This window comes from Mycolicibacterium grossiae (assembly GCF_008329645.1).
GTDB classification, from domain to species: domain Bacteria; phylum Actinomycetota; class Actinomycetes; order Mycobacteriales; family Mycobacteriaceae; genus Mycobacterium; species Mycobacterium grossiae.
Genome location: NZ_CP043474.1, coordinates 2,558,136 through 2,579,245 on the forward strand (window position 1 = coordinate 2,558,136; position 21,110 = coordinate 2,579,245).

Sequence of the window (21,110 nt, forward strand, 5' to 3'; positions counted from 1 at the left end):
GAAACGGCATGCAGTTCGACTGGGACTTCTTCTGGAAGGCGCTGTTCACCCCGAGTGACGCGTTCCTCGACGGCCTCGTCCTCACGATCGTCATCTCCGTGGTCGCCATGGTGCTGGCGACGGTGCTCGGCCTGGTGGTCGCCCTGATGCGACGCTCGCGGTTCGCCGGCCTGCGCTGGTGCGCGAGCGTCTACATCTGGATCATCCGGGGCACCCCGCTGCTGGTACAGCTGGTCATCATCTACACCGGGCTGGCCGCCGTGGGCGTGTACCAGTTCCACGACGTCTCGCTGCTGGGCCTGTCGGTCAAGGCCGCCGTGCAGGCCGCAGTGATCGGACTGATGATGAACGAGAGCGCCTACATCGCCGAGATCATCCGCGCGGGAATGGATTCGGTGCCCAAGGGGCAGTTCGAGGCGGCCGCATCCCTCGGCATGACGACGACGCGGCTGATGCGCTGGATCGTGGTGCCGCAGTCGCTGCGGGTCATGGTGCCGCCCCTGGGCAACTCGTTCAACGGGATGATGAAGACGACGTCGGTGCTGTCGGTGATCGGCGTCAGCGAGATGTTCCTCGTCACCCAGTCGATCAGCTCGGCGACGTTCCACACCTTCGAGATCTTCATCGTCGTCGCCATCTACTACCTCGCCCTCACCACCATCTGGACGTTCATCCAGGCGTGGATCGAGAACCGGCTGGCCCGCCAGCTCGGCATCGAGCAGCGGGTGCCCATCACCGCGCGGCTGCTGGGGGCGCGCAAGGCCAATCCCGCACTCGAGGGGGTGCCCGCGTGATCGGCGAGGAGCAGACGACGGCCACCGCGTCCGCGCCCGTCGTCTCGGTCCGCAACGTGTCCTGCACGCTTGGCGGCCGCACGGTGCTCGACGACGTCTCGCTGGAGGTGATGCGCGGCGAGGTCGTCGTGCTGATCGGTCCGTCCGGCGCCGGCAAGACCACGCTGCTGCGCTCGCTGAACCACCTGGAGAAGGTGGACAGCGGCGACGTCGTGGTCGGTGGTGTCTCCATCGCGCACCGCAGCGGCGGCAGTGGGAAGAAGGTGGGCAACGCCGAACTCGCCCGCCGGCGGCGTGAGATCGGCTTCGTCTTCCAGCACTTCAACCTGTTCCCGCACATGACCGCGCTGGAGAACGTGTGGAACGGGCCGGTGCGCGTACTCGGCACGCCGAAGGACACCGCACGGCACGACGCCATGGCGCTGCTGGAGCGGGTCGGGCTGGCCGACAAGGCGCAGTCGCGGCCCAGCCAGCTCTCCGGCGGCCAGCAGCAGCGCGTCGCGATCGCGCGGGCGCTGGCGATGCGGCCCAAGGTCATGCTGTTCGACGAGCCCACCTCGGCGCTCGACGTGGAGATGGTCGGTGAAGTCCTCACCGTCATGCGCGAACTCGCGCGCGAGCACATGACCATGGTGGTGGTGACCCACGAGATGCGCTTCGCGCGCGACGTCGCCGACCGGATCGTCGTCATGGACGCCGGCCGCATCATCGAGGACGCCCCACCCGCCGAACTGTTCGCCGCCCCACGGCACGAGCGCACCAAGGCGTTCCTGTCGACGCTCGGCTGAGCCGGCACGCCGAACCCACCCCCATGAGCGAGGAGTCGAATCCACCGTGCCCACCTCATCGGCATCGCGTTCCTTCACCGGAGCGCTGGCGACACCGCACGCGCTGGCGACGGAAGCCGGCATGCGTGCCTACCGCGACGGTGGCACCGCCATCGACGCCGCCGTCGTGGCCGCGGCCGTCCTGACCGTCGTCTATCCGCACAACGTGGCGCTCGGCGGTGACCTGATCGCGCTGGTGCGCACGCCGGACGGCGACGTGCGCTGCGTCAACGCCTCGGGATGGTCCGGTCGCGGCGTCGACGTCGACGAGGTGCGCAGACGGTGTGGCGACTGGCTGCCCATCCGCGGTGCCGACACGGTGACGGTTCCCGGCGGCGTCCGCGGCTGGGAGACGTTGCGCACGTTCGGTTCCCGCCTCGGCTGGGCCGAGACGCTGGCGGCGGCCGAGGAGGTCGCACGGACCGGTGTGCCGGTGGCACCGTCGCTCGCCGGCCACCTCGCCGACCCGGAGAACGCCGACCTGTTCGGCCTCGCGGACTTCGACGGCGTCTTCCACCCGGGCGGCCGCCCGCTGGCGGTCGGCGACGTGCTGACCCAGCCCGCCCTCGCCGCGACGTTCGCGGCGCTGGGCGCCGCCGGTCCGGACGCGTTCTACGCCGGTGGGCTCGCCGCACGCAGCGTGGACTACCTGCGCGTAAACGGCTCGGTGCTCGACGCCGACGACTTCGCGGCGTTCCGGCCCGAGATCGTCGATCCGCTGTCGGCGACCTTCGGCGCGCTCACGGTGCTCACCAGCCCACCGAATACGCACGGGTTCCTGTTGCTGCGGGCGTTGCGGGCGCTCGACGAACTCGGCGTCGCCGACCCGCTCGGCCGCGGCCTGGGCCGGTTGATGCGAATCTTCCATCGCGGCAACGCCCTACGGCACGAGCGACTCGCCGACTCACGGTTCACCGACGTGGACGTCCCCACGCTGCTGAAGGACGGGCTCGCCGACGTCACCGCGGTCGGCGCCGCGGGGACCGGACACGCGCCGGTCGCGCGCGGGGATACCGTCGGGATCGCCGCGGCCGACGATCGGGGCTACGCGGTCTCCCTCATCCAGAGCGTCTACCACGCCTTCGGTTCCGGCCTGATCGACCCCGAGACCGGCATCCTGTTCCACAACCGGGGCACCAGCTTCTCCCTCGACGCGGCGTCGCCGAACGTGCTGGCGCCGCGCAAGCGGCCCGCGCATACCCTGATGCCCGTGCTGACCACCGAGGGCGGGGCAGTGCGGCACGTGCTCGCCACGATGGGTGGGCAGGCGCAGCCGCAGATCCTCGCCCAGGTGCTGCTGCGTGCGCTCGACGGCGCGGACGCGCAGGCCGCCGTCAGCGGTCCGCGGGCCGCGGTGGGCGTGCAGATCGACGGCGAGACCGCCGATTCGGTGACCGTCGAGGCCGACGTGCCCGCCGACGCGGTCGACGCGGTGGCCGCCGAGGGACTGCTGCCGTGGCCGGTGCCCGTGCACACCGAGGCACTCGGGCAGGCCAACGTGGTGTTCGCGGACCGGTCCGGGGCGCTGGTCGCGGCGTCGGACCCGCGCGCCGACGGCGCGGCGAGCGTCACGCAGTTCCCCCGCCGGGACCGCTAGTGCCGGTGCGGACTACGCACCTTCGGGTGTGGTTGATGATGGCGCTGACGTGCGTCACGGGCCTGCTCGACGCGGTCGGCTACCTCGGCCTGGACCGGGTGTTCACCGGCAACATGACCGGCAACATCGTCATCCTCGGCATGGGGCTGGCCGGCGCCGACGGCCTACCGGTCGCCGGTCCGCTGGTGGCGCTGGGCGGCTACGTGGCCGGCGCCGCACTCGGAGGTCGGCTGGTGCACCGGCGCAAGCCTGCCTGGACGGCGGTCGTGACGGCTCTGTTCGGCTGCAGCGCAGCGGTTCTCGCGGGTCTGGCGACGGTCCTGCTGACCGTCGACGTCACGGGGGCGTCGCCGGCGGGCATCGCGATCGCGGCGGGCATCGCAGCGCTGATGGGCATGCAGGCGGCGACGGCGCGCGCACTGGCCGTCACCGACATGACCACCGTGGTCGTCACGTCGACGATCACCGCCTATGCCGGGGAGACGCTGTTCGCCGGCGGCACGGCGTGGCTGACGCACCGCCGGCTGTGGGCCATCGTCGCGATCTTCGCCGGCGCCCTGGCCGGGGCGCTCCTGATGCGCGTGCACGTCTGCGTTCCGGTCTACCTCGCCGCCGCCACCACCGCGGTCGTCGCGGTGCTGGGGCACCGGGCGTGGGGAGACGCCGGCTGAGCTGAACCGGCCGCACGCAGCACGCCGAGACTGCAGTTGGTGACGGTTTCCGGGCGAATTCCGTCACCAACCGCAGTCTCGCGGAGCCGGCTTCGTCAGCCGGCGATGCGGATCAGCTTCTTGTTGACGAACTCCTCGATGCCGAAGCGACCGAGTTCGCGGCCGAAGCCGGACCGCTTGACCCCGCCGAACGGCAGCTCGGCGCCCTCGGCGCCGACGGCGTTGACGAACACCATGCCGGCCTCGATCTTGTCGGCGACGCGCTTGGCCTGCTCCGGGTCGGTGGTGAAGACGTAGGACCCGAGGCCGAACGGGGTGTCGTTGGCCAGCTCGACGGCCTCGTCTTCGTCGGCGACCTTGTACACCGAGGCGACGGGGCCGAACAGTTCCTCGCGGTAGTCAGCGGGCATGTTCGTCAGCACCCCGGGCGGGAAGAAGGCGCCGTTGCGCTGCCCCTGGCTGGTCAGGCTGGCGCCGTCGTCCACGGCACGCCTCACCTGGTCGTCGAGCCGCTCGGCGGCGGCCACCGACGACAGCGGTGCCAGGCCGTCGGCCTTCTCGAGCACCTTCGCGGTGAACTTGTCGAGGAACTCGTCGTAGACGGACTCGGCGACGATGATGCGCTTGGCCGCGTTGCACGCCTGCCCGGTGTTCTCGAAGCGCCCGTCGACCGCAGCCTCCACGGTGCCGTCGAGATCGTCGGTGGACAGCACGATGAACGGGTCGGAGCCGCCGAGTTCGAGCACGACCTTCTTGAGGTTGCGTCCGGCGATCTCGGCGACCGCCGCACCGGCGCGCTCCGAGCCGGTCAGCGAAACCCCTTGCACGCGTGGATCGGCGATGGCATCGGCAATCTGCTCGTTTGTGGCGTAGACGTTGACGTAGGCGCCTTCCGGGTAGCCGGCATCGCGGAAGATCTGCTGCAGCGCCTCGGCCGATTCCGGGCACTGCGGCGCGTGCTTCAGCACGATGGTGTTGCCGACGGTCAGGTTCGGGCCGGCGAAGCGGGCGACCTGGTAGTAGGGGTAGTTCCACGGCATGATGCCGAGCAGCACGCCGACGGAGCTGCGGCGCACCAGCGCCGAGCCCTCACCCTCGAGCAGGTCGATCGGCTCGTCGGCGAGGAACTTCTCGGCGTTGTCGGCGTAGTAGGTGTAGATGGCCGCGGAGAACTCGACCTCGCCGATCGACTGGTCGAGCGGCTTGCCCATCTCGCGCTGGATGATCTTCGCGAGGTCCTCCTTGCGCTCCTCGTGCAGTTCGGCGACCCGGCGGATCAGCGCCGCGCGGTCGGCGACGCTGGTGCTGCGCGACCATTCCCGGTGGGCCGCCGCGGCCGCGGCGATGGCCCCATCGACCTGCTCGTCGGTCGCGGTCGGGTACTCCTTGACCGTCTCACCCGTGGACGGGTCGACCACTGCGTACAGAGACGTGCTCACGTGAACTCACTCCTCATCTCGTGTGGACCGGCGCGCCGCTGCGCCCGTCCGTCCTGTCTACCGCGTCCGTCACTCGGCGCGCGGCACGACGATCACCGGCACGTCGACGCCCGCGAGGATGCGGGCGGCGGTCGAGCCGAGGAAGATCCGCCGCGGCGCGGCGAATCGGCTGGATCCCACCACCAGCAGCGCGCCGTCATCCCACGTGAGTTTCTTCAGTGCGGATTCCAGCGTCATGCCGTCGGCGACGAGGGACTCGATGTCGGGGGCGTCGGGCAGCGCCCGGGCGGCCACGGCGAGGTTCTCCTCGGCGGCGGTCACCTGCAGCCGGCGCACCTCCCGCGCGCTGCCGGCCTCGGCGAGGTTCTCCGCCGACACCAGCGACAGCATCCGGATCGGCAACCCGGCGGCGCTGGCGAGCGTCAGCGCGAACGGCAGCGGGTTGTCGTCACCGGCCTTGGTGGGCACCGCGGCGGTGACGGCGGTGACGGCGTCGTCGGGGTCCTCGGCGTAGCCGCGCGGCGCGAGCGCCACCGGGATCGGCGACGAGTGCAGCAGCGCCCCGGTCACCGGGCCGACGGTGTGGTGACCGAAGAAGCCGTCGCGCGCCCCGCCGACCACGATGAGGTCGGAGTCGTGCTGTTCGGCGAACCCGATCAGCGACTCGGCGAAGGAGTCGCCGACCACCACCTCGGCGTCGGCCGACACCCCGTCGGCGGACAGTGCGGCCAGCGCGGCGCCCACCCACTGCTCACCCCGTTCGACGAGCAGTCGCTGGTACTCGGCGCGCCCGGGGTGGCCGTCGGGGAGTTCCTCACGGACCACCAGCACCACGTGCACGGCGGCGTCGAACGTGCGGGCCAGCGCGCTCGCCAGCGCGACGCCGTCGTCCCCGGTGGGGGTGGCGAGGTAGCCAACGGTCAGATGCATGTCTCGTCGTCCGATCAGTAGGTGTCCGGGACCTTGACCTCGGTCGACGCCGTCAGCGTCTCGCCGCGGAAGAAGCGCTTGGTCCCGAAGGCGAAGCACGCGAGCATCAGCGGGACGCCGAGCACCAGCATGCCGACGCCGAGGACGAAGACGCCGCCGAACGGTCCGAAGGCGGTGAAGCCGTAGTCCGGCTTGATCATGTCGATGGCGCTCTGCACGAAGGCCCACGTCATCGCCAGCGCACCGAGGAGCGGGAAGATGCCGCGAAGGAACAGGTTTCGCGCGGAGGTGAGCAGCGTGCGCCGGAAGTACCAGACGCATGCGTACGCCGTGATGCCGTAGTAGAACGCCACCGCGAGGCCGAGCGAGGCCACCGAGTCGGCGAGGGCGTTCTCGCTGAGGAACGTCAGCAGCAGGTAGAAGAACAGCGCCGAGAGACCCATGACGATCGTCCCGAACGCCGGGGTCATGTAGCGCGGGTGCACGCTGGCGAACCGGCGGGGCAGCGCCTCGTACACCGCCATCGACAGCGTGCCGCGCGCGGTGGGCAGGATGGTGGTCTGCGTCGAGGACAGCGCCGACACCGACACCGTCAGCAGGAGCAGCGACGCGGCGATGGTGCCGGCGACCGGCTCGCCGAGGACGGTCAGCACGTCGTCGGTGTTGTTCGGGTTGTTCAGCCCGATGCCGACCTCGCCGAAGCCGGCGAAGGACTGCACCGCGTAGGCGACCAGCACGTAGGTGCACACCAGGATCAGCGTGGTGATGACCGCCGCGATGCCGGGCGTGCGGCCGGGATCCTTGGTCTCCTCGCCGACGGCCAGGCAGGCGTCCCAGCCCCAGTAGATGAAGATGCACAGAATGATCGCGGCCGCGATCGACGAGGCGTCGAGCCCGCTGGGCCACAGCCAGGAGAGCGACGGCGAGACGGCCTGAGCGCCGGCGTTCCCGGCGACGACGCGGACCAGCGCGATGACGCTGACGACGATCAGGACGCCGAACTGGATGGCGATCAGCACGTTCTGGATGCGCTCGGAGACCACGACGCCGCGGGCGCTCACCAGTGTCATCGCGACGATGAAGAACGAGCCGAGTGCCACCTTCGCCCACAGGTTCTCTGCGAGCCCGTCCTGGCCGAGGAACTGGAACAGGTAGATCGCGGCGACCTCGGCGACGTTGGCCAGCACGATGATCGCCGACACGGCCAGGCCCCACCCGCCGATCCAGCCGATCCACGGTCCGAACGCCTTGGTGCCCCAGGTGAAGGTGGTGCCGCAGTCCGGTGTGTCCTGGGACAGCTCCTTGTAGGCGAACGCCACCAGCAGCATGGGGATGAACGCGAGGACGAACATGGCGGGCGCCTTTTCGCCGACCGCGAGGACCACGTAGCCCAGTGTCGCGGCGAGGCTGTACGCCGGGGCGACGGCGGCCAGGCCGATGACGACGTTGCCGACGAGGCCGAGGGCCCCGGCCTGCAGGCCCTTGCCGTTGGTGGCTCCGGTCGTGGGCGGATCCGCGATGGCCATGGTCGTCGAATATACGGTTTGACCGGTTCTGGCGGGCCGATAGCACGGATTTGATCTTCTAGCGGCGGCGATACGACGGATTCCGTCGTGGTCGACCGCCACCTACGTCGTCGCCCGGTCGAGCACGCCCTCGCACACGGCGCCCGCCAGCAGCAGGCCGCGGTGGGGGCGGCGGGGGACAGGCTGCGATGCGTGGGGTCGTGTCCTCTCGGACGAGGTGGCCGAGAGGAACGTGACGCGTCAGCGCGCGAACATCAGTGCGCGCTTGACCTCCTGGATCGCCTTGGTGACCTGGATGCCGCGGGGGCACGCCTCGGTGCAGTTGAACGTGGTGCGGCACCGCCACACGCCGTCCACCTCGTTGAGGATGTCGAGGCGCTCGGCGGCGGCCTCGTCGCGGCTGTCGAAGATGAACCGGTGCGCGTTGACGATCGCCGCGGGCCCGAAGTAGGACCCCTCGTTCCAGTACACCGGGCAGCTGGTGGTGCAGCAGGCGCACAGGATGCACTTGGTGGTGTCGTCGTAGCGGGCGCGGTCGGTCTGACTCTGGATGCGCTCGCGAGTGGGCTGGTTGCCGCTCGTGATGAGGAACGGCTTCACGGCGCGGTAGGCGTCGAAGAAGGGCTCCATGTCGACGACGAGGTCCTTCTCCACCGGCAGGCCGCGGATCGGCTCGATCGTGATGGTGAGCTGCTTGCCCGGCTTCTTCGGCAACAGGTCGCGCATCAGCACCTTGCACGCCAGCCGGTTGACGCCGTTGATCCGCATGGCGTCGCTGCCGCAGACGCCATGGGCGCAGGAGCGCCGGAACGTCAGCGTGCCGTCGAGGTACCACTTGGCGTAGTGCAGCAGGTTGAGCAGCCGGTCGGTCGGCAGGCACGGCACGCGGAAGCTCTGGAAGCCCGCACCGTCGGGATCGTCGGGGTTGAAGCGGGCGATCTTCAACGTCACCATGACGGCGCCGTCGGGCACCGGCGGGGTGGTCGCTTCGTCCTTCTCGATCGCGGGCGCGCTCATCGTCAGTACTTCCGTTCCATCGGCTCGTAGCGGGTCTGCACCACCGGCTTGTAGTCCAGCCGGATGTCGCTCAGCAGGTCGGTGCCCTGCTTGTAGGCCATGGTGTGCCGCATGTAGTTGGTGTCGTCGCGGTTGGGGTAGTCCTCGCGCGCGTGTCCGCCGCGGGACTCCTTGCGGTTCAACGCGCCGACGACGGTGACCTCGGCCAGCTCGAGCAGGAAGCCCAGCTCGATGGCCTCGAGCAGGTCGCTGTTGTAGCGCTTGCCCTTGTCCTGCACCGTGATCCGGGCGTACCGCTCCTTGAGGGCGTGGATGTCGGTGAGCGCCTGCTTCAGCGTCTCCTCGGTGCGGAACACCGCGGCGTTGTTGTCCATCGACTGCTGCAGGGCGCCGCGGATGTCGGCGACGCGCTCGTTGCCGTGCTCGCTCAGCACGTCACCCACCCACTCGGTGACCATGCCCGCCGGGTTCTCCGGCATGTCGACGAAGTCGTGGCCCAGCGCGTACTCCGCGGCGGCGATGCCGGCGCGGCGGCCGAACACGTTGATGTCCAGCAGCGAGTTGGTGCCCAGGCGGTTGGAGCCGTGCACCGACACGCACGCGCACTCGCCGGCGGCGTAGAGGCCCGGCACCACGGAGTTGTTGTCGCGCAGCACCTGGCCGTGCACCGTGGTCGGGATGCCGCCCATGACGTAGTGGCACGTCGGGTACACCGGCACGAGTTCGGTGACGGGGTCGACGCCGAGGTAGGTGCGGGCGAACTCGGTGATGTCGGGGAGCTTCTGCTCGAGCACGTCCTCGCCGAGGTGGCGCACGTCGATGTAGACGTAGTCCTTGTTGGGACCGGCGCCGCGGCCCTCGAGCACCTCCAGCACCATCGAGCGGGCGACGATGTCGCGCGGCGCGAGGTCGACGATGGTGGGGGCGTAGCGCTCCATGAAGCGCTCGCCGTCGGCGTTGAGCAGCCGGCCGCCCTCGCCGCGGACGGCCTCGGAGATCAGGATGCCGAGACCGGCCAGGCCCGTCGGATGGAACTGGTGGAACTCCATGTCCTCCAACGGAAGTCCCTTGCGGAACACGATGCCCAGACCGTCGCCGGTGAGGGTGTGCGCGTTGGAGGTGGTCTTGTACATCCGGCCCGAGCCGCCGGTGGCGAACACGATCGCCTTGGCGTGGAAGACGTGGATGTCGCCGCTGGACAGCTCATAGGCCACGATGCCGGTGGCGACCGGGCCGCCGGGGGTGTCGGTGAGGACGAGGTCGAGCGCGTAGAACTCGTTGAAGAACTCGACGTCGTGCTTGACGCAGTTTTGGTAGAGCGTCTGCAGGATCATGTGGCCCGTGCGGTCCGCGGCGTAGCAGGCGCGGCGGACGGGCGCCTTGCCGTGATCACGGGTGTGACCGCCGAAGCGGCGCTGGTCGATCCGGCCCTCGGGGGTGCGGTTGAACGGCATCCCCATCTTCTCGAGGTCGTAGACCGCGTCGATGGCCTCGCGGCACATGATCTCCACGGCGTCCTGGTCGGCGAGGTAGTCGCCGCCCTTGACGGTGTCGAAGGTGTGCCACTCCCAGTTGTCTTCCTCGACGTTGGCCAGTGCGGCGCACATGCCGCCCTGCGCGGCGCCGGTGTGGCTGCGCGTCGGGTAGAGCTTGGTCAGCACGGCCGTGCGGGCGTGGGGACCGGCCTCGACGGCGGCGCGCATGCCCGCGCCTCCGGCGCCGACGATGACGACGTCGTAGCGGTGCTCGATGATCACGAAGAGCTCCTTAGATGTTGGCGTCGAAGGTCACGAGCACGTAGGTGCCGAGCACCAGCGTGAAGACCGTCGTCAGCGCGAGCAGCAGGTTCAGCCAGAACTTGGTCGAGTCCTTGCGCGTGTAGTCGGCGATGATCGTCCGCAGGCCGTTGGCGCCGTGCAACTGCGCGAGCCACAGCAGCAGCAGGTCCCAGGTCTGCCAGAACGGCGACGCCCAGCGCTGTGCTACGTAGTTGAAGTCGATGCGGTACACGCCGCCGTCCCACATCAGGCCGATGAAGAGGTGGCCCAGCGCGAGGAACACCAGCACCAGGCCGGAGAACCGCATGAACAGCCAGGCGTACTTCTCGAAGTTCGGCATCGCCGAGCGGCGCCGCGGCGCACGCGGATTGTCCAGGCCGGCGGGTCGGTCGAAGGTGCGCTGCATGACCGGGGCGGGACCGCCGCGCTCACTCAGGTGGTCGTAGGCATTCTCGACGCTGGGGCTCACAGGAAACGCTCCGCCATGTGCATGCCGATCACGCCGAGCGACGCGATCAGGACGACGATGAAGACTCCGGCGACGACCCAGAGCATCTGACGCTGATACCGCGGACCGTCCTTCCAGAAGTCGATGAGGATGATCCGGATGCCGTTGAGGGCGTGGTACAGGACCGCCGCGACCAACCCCATCTCCATGAGGCCGATCACCGGCGTCTTGTACGTGTCCATGATCGTGTTGAACGCCTCGGGGCTTACCCGCACCAGCGCGGTGTCGAGGACGTGCACGAACAGGAAGAAGAAGATCGTGGCGCCGGAGATGCGGTGCAGGACCCACGACCACATGGCGGGATCGCCGCGGTAGAGCGTGCGGCGGCGCGGTGGGGACGAGCGCGGGGCGGGGACGGCCGAATCCGCGGCTGTCGCTGTACTCACTGAAAGGACCTCCAACGCCATCGGTGGATGTTCACCGCGTCGCACGCGGCCGATGGCTGCTCACGGCTGCGAAACTGCTGCTGACGAACCTGAGAACGACTCTAATCCCAAAGGTCGCGCTCGAAGAACTAGCGTGGTAGCCCCGGTAGTCCCGAGCAGGCGAAAGTTAGGTATGCCTACGTTGCTGACGGCGCGTGTGGAGCAGTATTTCGGAATCCATTCAGACTGTGGCCGCGATGGCTGACGCGGCGGCCGCCATCGACTGGGAACTGTTGCGGCGCAAGGCAATCGAGGTAGCCAGGTACGCCTACGCCCCGTACTCCGGCTACCCGGTGGGTGCCGCGGCGTTCACCGATGGGGGGAACGTCGTCGCCGGATGCAATGTGGAGAATGTCTCATACGGTTTGGGTCTGTGCGCCGAGTGCGCGGTGGTCTCCGCGCTGCATTCCACCGGCGGCGGACGGCTGCTGGGCCTGGCGTGCGTGGCCGCCGACGGGGCCCCGCTGATGCCCTGCGGACGCTGCCGGCAACTGCTGCTCGAGCACGGCGGGCCGGACCTGCTAATCGACCATCCGGCAGGGCCGCGACCGCTGCGCGAGCTGCTGCCCGACGCGTTCGGTCCGGACGACCTCGCCCGCGCACCCGGGGCCGGAACGCAGTGACCCAGTTCACATTCGACGCTCCCTCGGTTATCCGCACGAAGCGCGACGGCGGGGTGCTGTCCGACGCGGCGATCGACTGGGTGATCGACGGCTACACCCACGGCCGCGTGCACGACGCACAGATGTCGGCGCTGCTGATGGCGATCTTCCTGCGCGGCATGACCGGCGCGGAGATCACCCGCTGGACCGCCGCGATGATCGGCTCCGGCGTGCGATTCGACTTCACCGACCTACGCCGCGACGGCAGACCGCTGCGGCTGGTCGACAAGCACTCCACCGGCGGGGTGGGCGACAAGATCACCATTCCGCTGGTGCCGGTCGTCATGGCGTGCGGGGCGGCGGTCCCGCAGGCGGCCGGACGCGGCCTCGGACACACCGGCGGCACGCTCGACAAGCTGGAGGCCATCCCGGGCTTCACCGCCGAGCTGTCGAAAGACCGCATCCGGCAACAGCTTCAGGACATCGGCGCGGCGGTGTTCGCCGCAGGTGACCTCGCGCCGGCCGACCGCAAGATCTACGCGCTGCGCGACGTCACCGGCACCACCGAGTCGCTGCCGCTGATCGCGAGTTCGGTGATGAGCAAGAAGCTCGCCGAGGGGGCGCGGGCCCTGGTGCTCGACACCAAGGTGGGTCGCGGCGCGTTCCTCCCGACCGAGGACGAGGCGCGTCGGCTGGCGCGCACGATGGTCGACCTCGGCAACGACTACGGCGTCCCGACCGTGGCGCTGCTGACCGACATGGACCGTCCGCTGGGCCGGGCGGTCGGCAACGCCGTGGAGGTCGCCGAGTCGCTCGACGTCCTCGCCGGCGGTGGGCCGGACGACGTCGTCGAGCTGACCCTCGCGCTGGCCCGCGCCATGCTCGAGGCCGCCGGCGTGGACGGGGTCGACCCGGCCGACACGCTGGCCGACGGGCGCGCCATGGACGCCTTCCGCAGCCTGGTCGCCGCCCAGGGCGGCGACCTCACCCGACCGCTGCCGACGGCAGCGCACGTCGAGACCATCACGGCGCCGCGCGGTGGCACGATGGGGGACATCGACGCGATGGCGGTGGGTCTGGCGGTCTGGCGGCTCGGGGCGGGCCGCTCGGCGCCGGGCGAACAGGTGCAGTTCGGGGCCGGGCTCACCATGCACCGCCGCCCGGGCGAACCGGTCGCGGCGGGCGAGCCGCTGTTCACCCTGGCCACCGACACCCCCGAGCGCATGGCCGGCGCGATCGCCGAACTGGACGGCGGCTGGTCGGTGGTCGACCGCGCACCCGACGTCGGACCACTGGTCCTCGACGAGATCCGCTGAGACGAGATTCGCTGAGACGCAGAACAGGTGAAAGGCAGGCATCCGTGACCACACCGTTGACCCTGGAGTCCATCCGCAAGGCGCCCAAGGCGCTGCTGCACGATCACCTCGACGGCGGCCTGCGCCCCGGCACCGTCCTCGACCTCGCGGCCGAGACCGGGTACGACGAGCTGCCCGCCACCGACGTCGAGGCGCTCGCGACCTGGTTCAAGACGCAGGCCCACAGCGGGTCGCTGGTCCGCTACCTGGAGCCCTTCGCGCACACCGTGGCGGTCATGCAGACCCCGGAGGCGCTGCACCGCGTGGCGCGCGAGTGCGCCGAGGACCTGGCCGCCGACTCGGTGGTGTACGCCGAGGTCCGCTTCGCGCCCGAACTGCACATCGACGGTGGGCTGTCGCTGGACGCCGTCGTCGACGCCGTGCTGGCCGGGTTCGCCGACGGGGAGGCTTCCGCGGCCGCCGACGGCAGGCCGATCGTGGTGCGCTGCCTGGTGACCGCGATGCGGCACGCCGCGCGCTCCCGTGAGATCGCCGAGCTGGCCGTCCGCTTCCGGGATCGGGGAGTCGTCGGCTTCGACATCGCCGGCGCCGAGGCGGGTTACCCGCCCACGCGGCACCTCGACGCCTTCGAGTACATGCGCGGCAACAACGCGCGCTTCACCATCCACGCCGGCGAGGCCTTCGGTCTGCCGTCGATCCACGAGGCGATCGCCTTCTGCGGCGCCGACCGGCTGGGCCACGGCGTGCGCATCGTCGACGACGTCCACCGCGCGCCGGACGGCTCGGTCGAACTGGGCCGGCTGGCATCGCTGTTGCGGGACAAGCGGATTCCGCTGGAGATGTGCCCGAGCAGCAACGTGCAGACCGGCGCGGCGCCCAGCATCGAGGGCCACCCCTTCGACCTTCTGGCCCGGCTGCGGTTCCGCGTCACGGTGAACACCGACAACCGCCTGATGAGCGACACCACGATGAGCCACGAGATGCTGCACCTGGTGAACGCCTTCGGCTACGGGTGGAGCGACCTGCAGCGGTTCACGATCAACGCGATGAAGTCGGCCTTCATCCCGTTCGACCAGCGGCTGTCGATCATCGACGACGTCATCAAGCCGCGCTACGCCGTGCTGGTCGGCTGAACCGACGCACCGCCCGCCGTCAGCGCGGCGCCAGCAGGTCGCGTGCCCGCAACGCGAGCCAGAACTCCGCGATGGCGGCGCTGTCGGTGATGCGGCGGCCGGTGATCTCCTCGATCCGCCCGATCCGGTAGACGACGGTCTGCCGGTGCACGCCGAGCGCCTCGGCCGTGCGCAGCCAGGACCGGTCACAGCGCAGGTAGGCATCCAGCGTGCGGACCATGTCGCTGGAGCGCGCGGCGTCGTAGGCCAGCAGCCGGCCCAGCACCCGGTCGACCACCACCTGCGCCTCGTCGGTGTCGCGGAGCATCGACAGCATCGTGACGTCGGCGTAGCGCGCGGTGCGGTCCGGGACGCTCTCGGCGGCGCGCATCGCCCAGCCCGCCTCGCGCGCGGCCGCGGGACCGCGGCGTGGATGGTCCAGGACGTCGCTGACCCCGATGGCGGCGGACGTCCCGAGTCGGTGGCGCAGCGCGGCCAGCGGCCCGTCGCCGCACGGGATGAGCGCGTACAGCACCGAGCCGCGGCGCAGCAGCAGATGCGCCACCTGCCGGCGGCCCAGGCTGACGTGCAGATGACGCTCCGCGGCGGGCGACGCGCCGGCCGCGGCCACCAGCACGCAGGACGCCGGTGGCAGGTCGCGGTCGGCGAGCGCCCGGCGCGCGTCGGGACCGGTGAGCCGGCCGTCGCACAGTGAGGCGAGCAGTTCGGCACCGATGCGGCGGTCGTGCTCGCGACGGACGTTCTGCTGCGCGAGCAGCACGGCGACCGCCGAGGCGAGGTGCTGCAGCTGCACGACGTCCGGCGGCGTTGCCCGAAAGTCGTACGCCAGCAACACCGTCGGCTCCTCGTCGGGAACCTCGACGGCGAGCGCGCGGGTGTCGTCGGCGGCGACGTGCAGGACGCCGGGCACCGCACCGCGCCGTCCCGCGATCTCGTCGGTCAACGCCGCGCGCAGCGCCCCGGGGATTTGCGCCGACGCTTCCAGCACGGACTCCCCGGTGGCGGCGTCGAGCACCGCGAGCCGGCAGTCGACGTCGCGGCCCAGCTGACCGAGCGCGTCGCCTGCGCCCGTGCCGCCGACCGACTGCCGGATCACCTGGTAGACGCGCTCGGTCACCGCGATGCGGCGGGTGTCGTCCGCCCCGGCGCCGGCGGCGACGGCACGGCCGATCGCCGCGAACCCCACCGAGTACGGCGCCGTCAGCACCGGGAAGGCGAGGCGTTCGGCGAGGGCGACGGCAGTGGCGGTCAGGTCGGGGGTCGCGGCGTCCAGCCCGATGACCACGCCGCAGATGCCCTTCTCGGCCAGCCCGCGGATCAGCGCGCTCTGCCCGCGCGCCGACTCCGGCAGCGTCTGCCCGTTCTTCATCAGCAGCTCACCGCCGGCCAGCCAGGACCACGGCTCCTCCAGGTCGGAGGTCTGCGCCCAGGACACGGGCCGGTCGAGTCCCGCGCCGCCCGCGCGCACCTCGAGTCGCAGATGCGGCGTATCGACCAGGTCGGCGAGACGGTAGACCACCGCGCACCTCCTCGTCGTCGGATCGTCACCTGGGCGCAACACGTGGCAGCGGTGCGGACGCCGTCGGCGAACGCCCAGTTCAGCAGCGGCAGCACCGGCGCCCGGCCCGGCGCGGACGTCATCCGGCGCGCGCTGTCACCGGAGAAATCTAGACGATCGTCCATACCGCGGCGCACAATTCGCACCATCGGCCAGTTCCCTTTCGGTCGGCGGGCGCTCAGAGTCCCTTCCATACGACGTCCCGGACGATGTCCCGTGCAGATGCAGCCGAAGGAGCAGCGATGACCGATCCCCCCGCCGCCGTACCGGATGCGCCGCCGCGCCTGTCCCGCGGCTTCACGTTCCGGTCGGCACTGTCGCTGGCGTTCGCCGACGTGTCACCCATCGCGGCGGTCTACGCGATCTTCACGCTCGGATTGTTCGCGGCCGGACCGAAGTTCTTCTGGGCCTTCCCGATCGTGCTGCTCGGCCAGCTGCTCGTCGCGGCGGTGTTCGGCGAGCTGGCGTCGCGCTGGCCGTACGCGGGCAGCGTGTACCAGTGGTCGCGTCACGTCCGCGGAACCACCGCGGGCTGGGTGGCCGCGTGGGCGTACATGTGGGGACTGACGATCGCGTTGGGCACGCTGTCCTACGCCGCGAGCGGGTTCCTGCTGCAGATCTTCGGCGTCGTCGAGCCGTCGCGGTGGCAGACCGCCAGCGTGGCCATCCTCATCATCGCGCTCGGCACCGTGGTCAACATGGTGGGCCGGCGCGTGCTAAAGATCATGGTCGTCGCCAGCATCACCTGCGAGATCATCGGTTCGGTCGGCCTGGGCATCGTGCTGCTGGCGTTCTACCGGGAGAACCCGTTCTCGGCGCTGTTCTCCAACGCCGGCATCCCCGACGCGGCGTCGTGGACGTCCGGCCCGATGCTGCTGGCCATCGCCTTCGTCGGGTGGTCGTTCCTCGGCTTCGAGGCCGCCGGATCGGTGGCCGAGGAGGTCGAGGACCCGGAGCGCAACGTCCCCAAGGCGATCATCCTCGGGCTGCTGCTCGTCGGGATCGTCGTGATGTTCTCCAGCGCGGCGCTGATCCTCGCCATCCCGAACCTCGACGAGGTGGTGGCCGCCCAGACCGGTGACGTCGTCGCCGAGACGCTCACGGTGCACCTCGGTGCCGGCATCACCAAGCCGCTGCTGGCGATGTTCGTCATCGGTTTCATCTCCAGCTTCCTGGCCGTGCAGGCCGCCGTCTCGCGGTGCATCTGGGGTGCGGCGCGCGACCGCAGCCTGCCGGGCTCCACGCTGCTCGGCGGCCTCGCCGGCCCGGAACGCCTGCCGGTCAACGCCATCGGCCTCACCGCCCTGGTCGCGATCGTCTTCATCCTGCTGGCGGGCAGCGAGTTCTACAACGTGCTGGTGAACTTCAACATCATCGGGTTCTACATCGCCTTCGGCGTCCCCGTGATCGGCGCGGCGATCGCGCGGCTCACCGGAAAATGGAAGCCTGGGCCGTTCACGCTCGGCCGCTGGGGCGCGCCCGTCACCTACGTGGCGTCGCTGTGGATCGTGTTCGAGACGGTCAACGTCGCCTGGCCGCGGACCCAGCCCGGACAGCCCTGGTACATCAACTGGGCGAGCGTGCTGACCACCGTGGTGCTCGCCGTCGTCGGGGCCGTCATCTACCTGACGGTGCGGCGCAACATCACCGCGCCCATCGGCGAGCGCCTCGCGGCCGAGGACGCGCACCCCGCCGACGTCGCGCTGCCGGAGCGTTGATGGCGGGCACCGTCGTGGTGACCGGCGCAGCCTCGGGCATCGGCAGCGCCGTCGCGGAGCTGCTGCGCGCCGAGGGCTGGACCGTCGCGGGCGTCGACCTCGCCGAGCAGGCCGACTACGTGGCCGACGTCTCCGACCCCGCTGCGGTGCGGGCGGCGTTCGACCGGATCGTCGCCGACGCCGGCCGCGTCGACGCGGTGGTCTCGGCGGCCGGGCACTACGACATGACGCCGGTGTCCGAGATCTCCGCCGAGGCCCTGCGCCGGATGGTCCGCGTCCACCTCGGCGGACTGCGCAACACCGCCCGGTGCGCGCTGCCGTCGATGCTGGAACGTGGCACCGGTGCCGTGGTCGCGGTGACGTCGGAACTCGCGATCGGTGGCGGCGACGGCGACGCGCACTACGCGGCGGCCAAGGGTGCGGTCATCGGGCTGGTCCGCAGCCTCGCCGCCGAGGTGGCCGGGCGCGGCGTACGCGTCAACGCCGTGGCGCCCGGCCCGACCGACACGCCGATGCTGGCGGCCGACTCGCCCTGGCGCGCACCGGAATACCTCGCGACCCTGCCGAACCGGCGCCTCACCCGGCCCGACGAGATCGCCCGCGTGGTGAGCTTCCTGCTCGACGCCGACGCCGCCTACTGCACCGGAGAAGTCATCTCGCCCAACGGCGGGGCGGTGATCTGATGGGTCCGCTGCACGGCAGGCGCGCGCTGGTCACCGGTGCCGCACAGGGCATCGGGGCGGCGATCGCCCGGCGGCTCGCCGCCGACGGCGCCGCGGTGGTCGTCAACGACGTCGCCGACGGCGAGGCGCTCGCCGAGGTGGCCGCCGCGGTCGGCGGCCGCGCGGTGGGTGGCGACCTGTGCGACCCCGCCGTGGTCGCGGCACTCGCCGACGAGGAGCGCACCGGTGGGCCCGTCGACGTGCTGGTCTGCAACGCGGCCTACATGACGATGGCGCCGATGGTGGCCGACGACGAGGACGACTGGTGGCGCGTGGTCGACACCAACCTCGTCGCGACGTTCCTGCTGATCCAGGCCCTGCTGCCGGGCATGCGCCGCGTCGGAGGCGGCAACGTCGTCGTGATCGCCTCGGAGTGGGGCGTCACCGGCTGGCCCGGTGCGACGGCGTACGCGGCGTCGAAGGCCGGCCTGATCGCGCTGACGAAGACCCTCGGGCGCGAACTGGCGCGCGAGCACGTCACCGTCAACGCGATCGCCCCCGGTGTCGTCGACACCCCGCAGCTTCGGGTCGATGCCGATGCCGCCGGAACCACGCTGGAGGAGATCCGGCGCCGCTACGCGCGAGACATCCCGGCCGGCCGCATCGGTCGCCCGGAGGAGGTCGCCGCCGCCGCAGCGCTTCTCGCGCGCAACGACGTCGGCGCACTGGTGGGTCAGACACTGCAGATCAACGGAGGTTCGACACGGTGCCGGGTATGAGTGACGCGATCGTCGGGCAGGTCGACGGCCAGGAGGTGCCGCGCTATGCGGGGCTCACCACCTTCGCCCGGCTGCCGCGGCGCGAGGACGTGCCGCGCTGCGACGTCGCGGTCGTCGGCATCCCCTTCGACACCGGGGTCACCTACCGGCCGGGGGCGCGGTTCGGGCCGTCGCACATCCGGCAGGCGTCGCGGCTGCTGCGCCCGTACAACCCGGAACTGCGGGTGTCACCGTTCGCGCATCAGCAGGTCGTGGACGCGGGCGACATGGTGGCCAACCCGTTCGACATCGGCGTGGCCGTCGACCAAATCGACGCGCAGGCAACCGAACTCATCGACGCCGGGGCGAAGCTGGTGACGATGGGCGGCGACCACACCATCGCCTACCCGCTGCTGCGGGCGCACCGGCGCCGCTACGGTCCGGTGGCACTGCTGCACTTCGACGCCCACCTCGACACCTGGGACACGTACTTCGACACCCCCGTCACGCACGGCACCCCGTTCCGGCGCGCGGCGGAGGAGGGGCTGTTCGTCCCGGGTCACAGTGCGCACGTCGGCATCCGCGGATCGCTGTACTCGCCCGCCGATCTCGACGACGATGCGGGCATGGGCTTCACGGTCGTGCACTGCGCCGAGTTCGAGCGCACCAGCACCGACGCGGTCATCGAACGGCTGCGCGCACAGGTGGGGGACCGGCCGCTGTACGTGTCGGTCGACATCGACGTCCTCGATCCCGCGCACGCGCCCGCGACCGGAACCCCGGAAGCCGGCGGGATGACGAGCCGGGAGCTGCTCGCGATCCTCCGCGGGCTGGATGGGACCAACCTGGTCGGCGCGGACGTCGTCGAGGTGTCACCGGCCTACGACCACGCCGAGATCACCGGCGTCGCCGCAGCCAACCTCGTCTACGAGTTCGTGTCCCTGCTGGCGCGGGGGGCCGCCCGATGACCGCGCCCGCGACGCCCGTCGCGTGGCCGGCAGGCAAGCGCTGCGCGGCGTCGTTCAGTTTCGACGTCGATGCGGAGTCGGCGATGCTCGCCGTCGACCACGCCCACGCCGACCGCATGTCGGCGATCAGCCACCAGGCCTACGGCCCCCTGGTGGGCGTGCCGCGCATCCTCGACATCCTGGCCCGGCACGCGATCACCGCGACGTTCTTCGTGCCGGGCTACACGGCGCTGCGCTACCCCGACGTCATCCGCCGCATCGCCGGCGAAGGCCACGAGATCGCCCACCACGGCTACCTGCACGAGGCGATGGCCGGGTTGTCGGCGACGCAGGAGGCCGCGATCCTCGACCGCGGGCTGGAGGTCCTCGAACGGGTCACCGGCGTGCGCCCGGTCGGGTACCGGGCCCCGATGTGGGAGCTGAACTGGCATTCGCCGATGCTGCTGCACGAGCGCGGGTTCACCTACGACAGCTCGCTCATGGACGCCGACCACCCCTACGAGCTGGCGGTCGGGCCGGCGGGCGACGCGTCGCTCGTCGAGATCCCCATCCAGTGGGCGCTCGACGACTGGGAGCAGTACTGCTTCGTGCCGGACTTCAGCGGGACGGGGTTGATCGAGAGTCCGGTCAAGGTCGCCGAGATGTGGCGGCTCGAGTTCGACGGGCTGCGCTCGGTCGGCGGCTGCTTCGTGCTGACCAACCACCCGTTCCTGTCCGGGCGCCCGTCGCGGGCGACGGCGCTCGAAGGGCTCATCGAGTATGCGTGCTCGCTCGACGACACCTGGGTGACGCACCTCGGCGCGATCGCCGAGCACGTCCGCGGCCTCGGTCTGCCGCCACGGTCGGTGGTGCGGCCGGACCCGGGCGACTTCTAGCCCGGGTG

Annotated in this window: 20 protein-coding genes; 12 read left to right on the forward strand and 8 right to left on the reverse strand. The window is 70.8% G+C overall.

Translation table 11 applies throughout. The annotated features are described in order from the left end of the window. Positions 1-8: 8 nt before the first annotated feature. Genes FZ046_RS12220 through FZ046_RS12235 form a run of 4 tightly spaced genes read left to right on the forward strand, consistent with a single transcriptional unit; the run spans position 9 to position 3,889 of the window. The gene (locus FZ046_RS12220; RefSeq protein ID WP_070352444.1) at positions 9-794 is read left to right on the forward strand and encodes an amino acid ABC transporter permease; all 786 of its coding nucleotides are present in this window, start codon (positions 9-11) and stop codon (positions 792-794) included. Continuing rightward, the gene (locus FZ046_RS12225; protein ID WP_070352443.1) at positions 791-1,582 is read left to right on the forward strand and encodes an amino acid ABC transporter ATP-binding protein; all 792 of its coding nucleotides are present in this window, start codon (positions 791-793) and stop codon (positions 1,580-1,582) included. The genes FZ046_RS12220 and FZ046_RS12225 overlap by 4 nt, the downstream gene beginning before the upstream one ends. A 46-nt stretch (positions 1,583-1,628) precedes the next feature. After that, complete coding sequence (locus FZ046_RS12230) at positions 1,629-3,218, forward strand: gamma-glutamyltransferase (protein WP_246182973.1); 1,590 nt, start codon at positions 1,629-1,631, stop codon at positions 3,216-3,218. 35 nt (positions 3,219-3,253) lie between these two features. Further along, complete coding sequence (locus tag FZ046_RS12235; protein WP_070352442.1) at positions 3,254-3,889, forward strand: YoaK family protein; 636 nt, start codon at positions 3,254-3,256, stop codon at positions 3,887-3,889. A 95-nt stretch (positions 3,890-3,984) separates the two neighbouring features. Here the strand turns inward: FZ046_RS12235 and FZ046_RS12240 are convergent, their stop codons facing one another. The 7 genes from FZ046_RS12240 to sdhC form a co-directional block, all read right to left on the reverse strand. Then, positions 3,985-5,328, reverse strand: a complete 1,344-nt coding sequence (locus FZ046_RS12240) for an NAD-dependent succinate-semialdehyde dehydrogenase (protein ID WP_070352441.1) — start codon at positions 5,326-5,328, stop codon at positions 3,985-3,987. Between the two features lie 69 nt (positions 5,329-5,397). After that, positions 5,398-6,258: a universal stress protein gene (locus FZ046_RS12245; RefSeq protein WP_070352440.1), complete on the reverse strand. Its 861-nt coding sequence runs from the start codon at positions 6,256-6,258 to the stop codon at positions 5,398-5,400. A 14-nt stretch (positions 6,259-6,272) separates the two neighbouring features. Then, on the reverse strand, positions 6,273-7,784 hold the full coding sequence (locus tag FZ046_RS12250; protein ID WP_070352439.1) for an APC family permease: 1,512 nt from the start codon (positions 7,782-7,784) through the stop codon (positions 6,273-6,275). A 240-nt stretch (positions 7,785-8,024) separates the two neighbouring features. Continuing rightward, positions 8,025-8,801: a succinate dehydrogenase iron-sulfur subunit gene (locus FZ046_RS12255; RefSeq protein WP_070352438.1), complete on the reverse strand. Its 777-nt coding sequence runs from the start codon at positions 8,799-8,801 to the stop codon at positions 8,025-8,027. Positions 8,802-8,803: 2 nt separating this feature from the next. Beyond that, complete coding sequence (sdhA, locus tag FZ046_RS12260) at positions 8,804-10,558, reverse strand: succinate dehydrogenase flavoprotein subunit (protein ID WP_070352437.1); 1,755 nt, start codon at positions 10,556-10,558, stop codon at positions 8,804-8,806. A gap of 10 nt (positions 10,559-10,568) precedes the next feature. Next, entirely contained in the window at positions 10,569-10,985 is a 417-nt protein-coding gene (locus FZ046_RS12265; RefSeq protein WP_083298133.1) for a succinate dehydrogenase hydrophobic membrane anchor subunit, read from the reverse strand. A gap of 59 nt (positions 10,986-11,044) precedes the next feature. Then, positions 11,045-11,473, reverse strand: a complete 429-nt coding sequence (gene sdhC / locus FZ046_RS12270) for a succinate dehydrogenase, cytochrome b556 subunit (RefSeq protein ID WP_246182974.1) — start codon at positions 11,471-11,473, stop codon at positions 11,045-11,047. A gap of 236 nt (positions 11,474-11,709) precedes the next feature. On the opposite strand from sdhC, the gene FZ046_RS12275 reads away from it, so the two are divergent. From FZ046_RS12275 to FZ046_RS12285, 3 genes are read left to right on the forward strand one after another with little or no spacing between them, the layout of a single operon-like run. Next, positions 11,710-12,135: a cytidine deaminase gene (locus tag FZ046_RS12275; RefSeq protein WP_070352476.1), complete on the forward strand. Its 426-nt coding sequence runs from the start codon at positions 11,710-11,712 to the stop codon at positions 12,133-12,135. Further along, positions 12,132-13,430, forward strand: a complete 1,299-nt coding sequence (locus tag FZ046_RS12280) for a thymidine phosphorylase (protein WP_070352434.1) — start codon at positions 12,132-12,134, stop codon at positions 13,428-13,430. Before FZ046_RS12275 ends, FZ046_RS12280 begins: the two co-directional genes overlap by 4 nt. A 44-nt stretch (positions 13,431-13,474) precedes the next feature. Beyond that, entirely contained in the window at positions 13,475-14,563 is a 1,089-nt protein-coding gene (locus tag FZ046_RS12285) for an adenosine deaminase (RefSeq protein WP_070352433.1), read from the forward strand. Positions 14,564-14,582: 19 nt separating this feature from the next. On the opposite strand, the gene FZ046_RS12290 is transcribed toward FZ046_RS12285, so the two are convergent. Then, positions 14,583-16,082 carry a PucR family transcriptional regulator gene (locus tag FZ046_RS12290; protein WP_070352432.1) on the reverse strand — a complete coding sequence of 500 codons (1,500 nt, stop codon included), beginning with the start codon at positions 16,080-16,082 and terminating at the stop codon, positions 14,583-14,585. A 281-nt stretch (positions 16,083-16,363) separates the two neighbouring features. Between FZ046_RS12290 and FZ046_RS12295 the strand changes: the two genes are divergently transcribed. The 5 genes from FZ046_RS12295 to FZ046_RS12315 are packed head-to-tail and all read left to right on the forward strand — an operon-like array spanning position 16,364 to position 21,102. Continuing rightward, positions 16,364-17,839, forward strand: coding sequence for an APC family permease (locus FZ046_RS12295; protein ID WP_070352431.1), 1,476 nt, complete (start codon positions 16,364-16,366; stop codon positions 17,837-17,839). Beyond that, positions 17,839-18,522 (forward strand): SDR family NAD(P)-dependent oxidoreductase, encoded by a 684-nt coding sequence (locus FZ046_RS12300; protein WP_070352430.1) that lies wholly within the window; start codon positions 17,839-17,841, stop codon positions 18,520-18,522. The genes FZ046_RS12295 and FZ046_RS12300 overlap by 1 nt, the downstream gene beginning before the upstream one ends. Further along, positions 18,522-19,280 (forward strand): SDR family NAD(P)-dependent oxidoreductase, encoded by a 759-nt coding sequence (locus tag FZ046_RS12305; protein WP_070352429.1) that lies wholly within the window; start codon positions 18,522-18,524, stop codon positions 19,278-19,280. The genes FZ046_RS12300 and FZ046_RS12305 overlap by 1 nt, the downstream gene beginning before the upstream one ends. Beyond that, the gene (speB, locus tag FZ046_RS12310) at positions 19,277-20,227 is read left to right on the forward strand and encodes an agmatinase (RefSeq protein WP_070352428.1); all 951 of its coding nucleotides are present in this window, start codon (positions 19,277-19,279) and stop codon (positions 20,225-20,227) included. Before FZ046_RS12305 ends, speB begins: the two co-directional genes overlap by 4 nt. Beyond that, positions 20,224-21,102, forward strand: a complete 879-nt coding sequence (locus tag FZ046_RS12315; RefSeq protein WP_070352427.1) for a polysaccharide deacetylase family protein — start codon at positions 20,224-20,226, stop codon at positions 21,100-21,102. The genes speB and FZ046_RS12315 overlap by 4 nt, the downstream gene beginning before the upstream one ends. Positions 21,103-21,110 lie beyond the last annotated feature (8 nt).

Bases quoted from the DNA above. Each gene is read 5' to 3' on its own strand.
- FZ046_RS12315 (WP_070352427.1), top strand. From the start codon at position 20,224: ATGACCGCGCCCGCGACGCCCGTCGCGTGGCCGGCAGGCAAGCGCTGC.
- FZ046_RS12305 (WP_070352429.1), top strand. From the start codon at position 18,522: ATGGGTCCGCTGCACGGCAGGCGCGCGCTGGTCACCGGTGCCGCACAG.
- FZ046_RS12275 (WP_070352476.1), top strand. From the start codon at position 11,710: ATGGCTGACGCGGCGGCCGCCATCGACTGGGAACTGTTGCGGCGCAAG.
- FZ046_RS12245 (WP_070352440.1), bottom strand. From the start codon at position 6,258: ATGCATCTGACCGTTGGCTACCTCGCCACCCCCACCGGGGACGACGGC.
- FZ046_RS12300 (WP_070352430.1), top strand. From the start codon at position 17,839: ATGGCGGGCACCGTCGTGGTGACCGGCGCAGCCTCGGGCATCGGCAGC.
- speB (WP_070352428.1), top strand. From the start codon at position 19,277: ATGAGTGACGCGATCGTCGGGCAGGTCGACGGCCAGGAGGTGCCGCGC.
- FZ046_RS12265 (WP_083298133.1), bottom strand. From the start codon at position 10,985: ATGCAGCGCACCTTCGACCGACCCGCCGGCCTGGACAATCCGCGTGCG.
- FZ046_RS12295 (WP_070352431.1), top strand. From the start codon at position 16,364: ATGACCGATCCCCCCGCCGCCGTACCGGATGCGCCGCCGCGCCTGTCC.
- FZ046_RS12255 (WP_070352438.1), bottom strand. From the start codon at position 8,801: ATGAGCGCGCCCGCGATCGAGAAGGACGAAGCGACCACCCCGCCGGTG.
- FZ046_RS12250 (WP_070352439.1), bottom strand. From the start codon at position 7,784: ATGGCCATCGCGGATCCGCCCACGACCGGAGCCACCAACGGCAAGGGC.
- FZ046_RS12220 (WP_070352444.1), top strand. From the start codon at position 9: ATGCAGTTCGACTGGGACTTCTTCTGGAAGGCGCTGTTCACCCCGAGT.
- FZ046_RS12235 (WP_070352442.1), top strand. From the start codon at position 3,254: ATGATGGCGCTGACGTGCGTCACGGGCCTGCTCGACGCGGTCGGCTAC.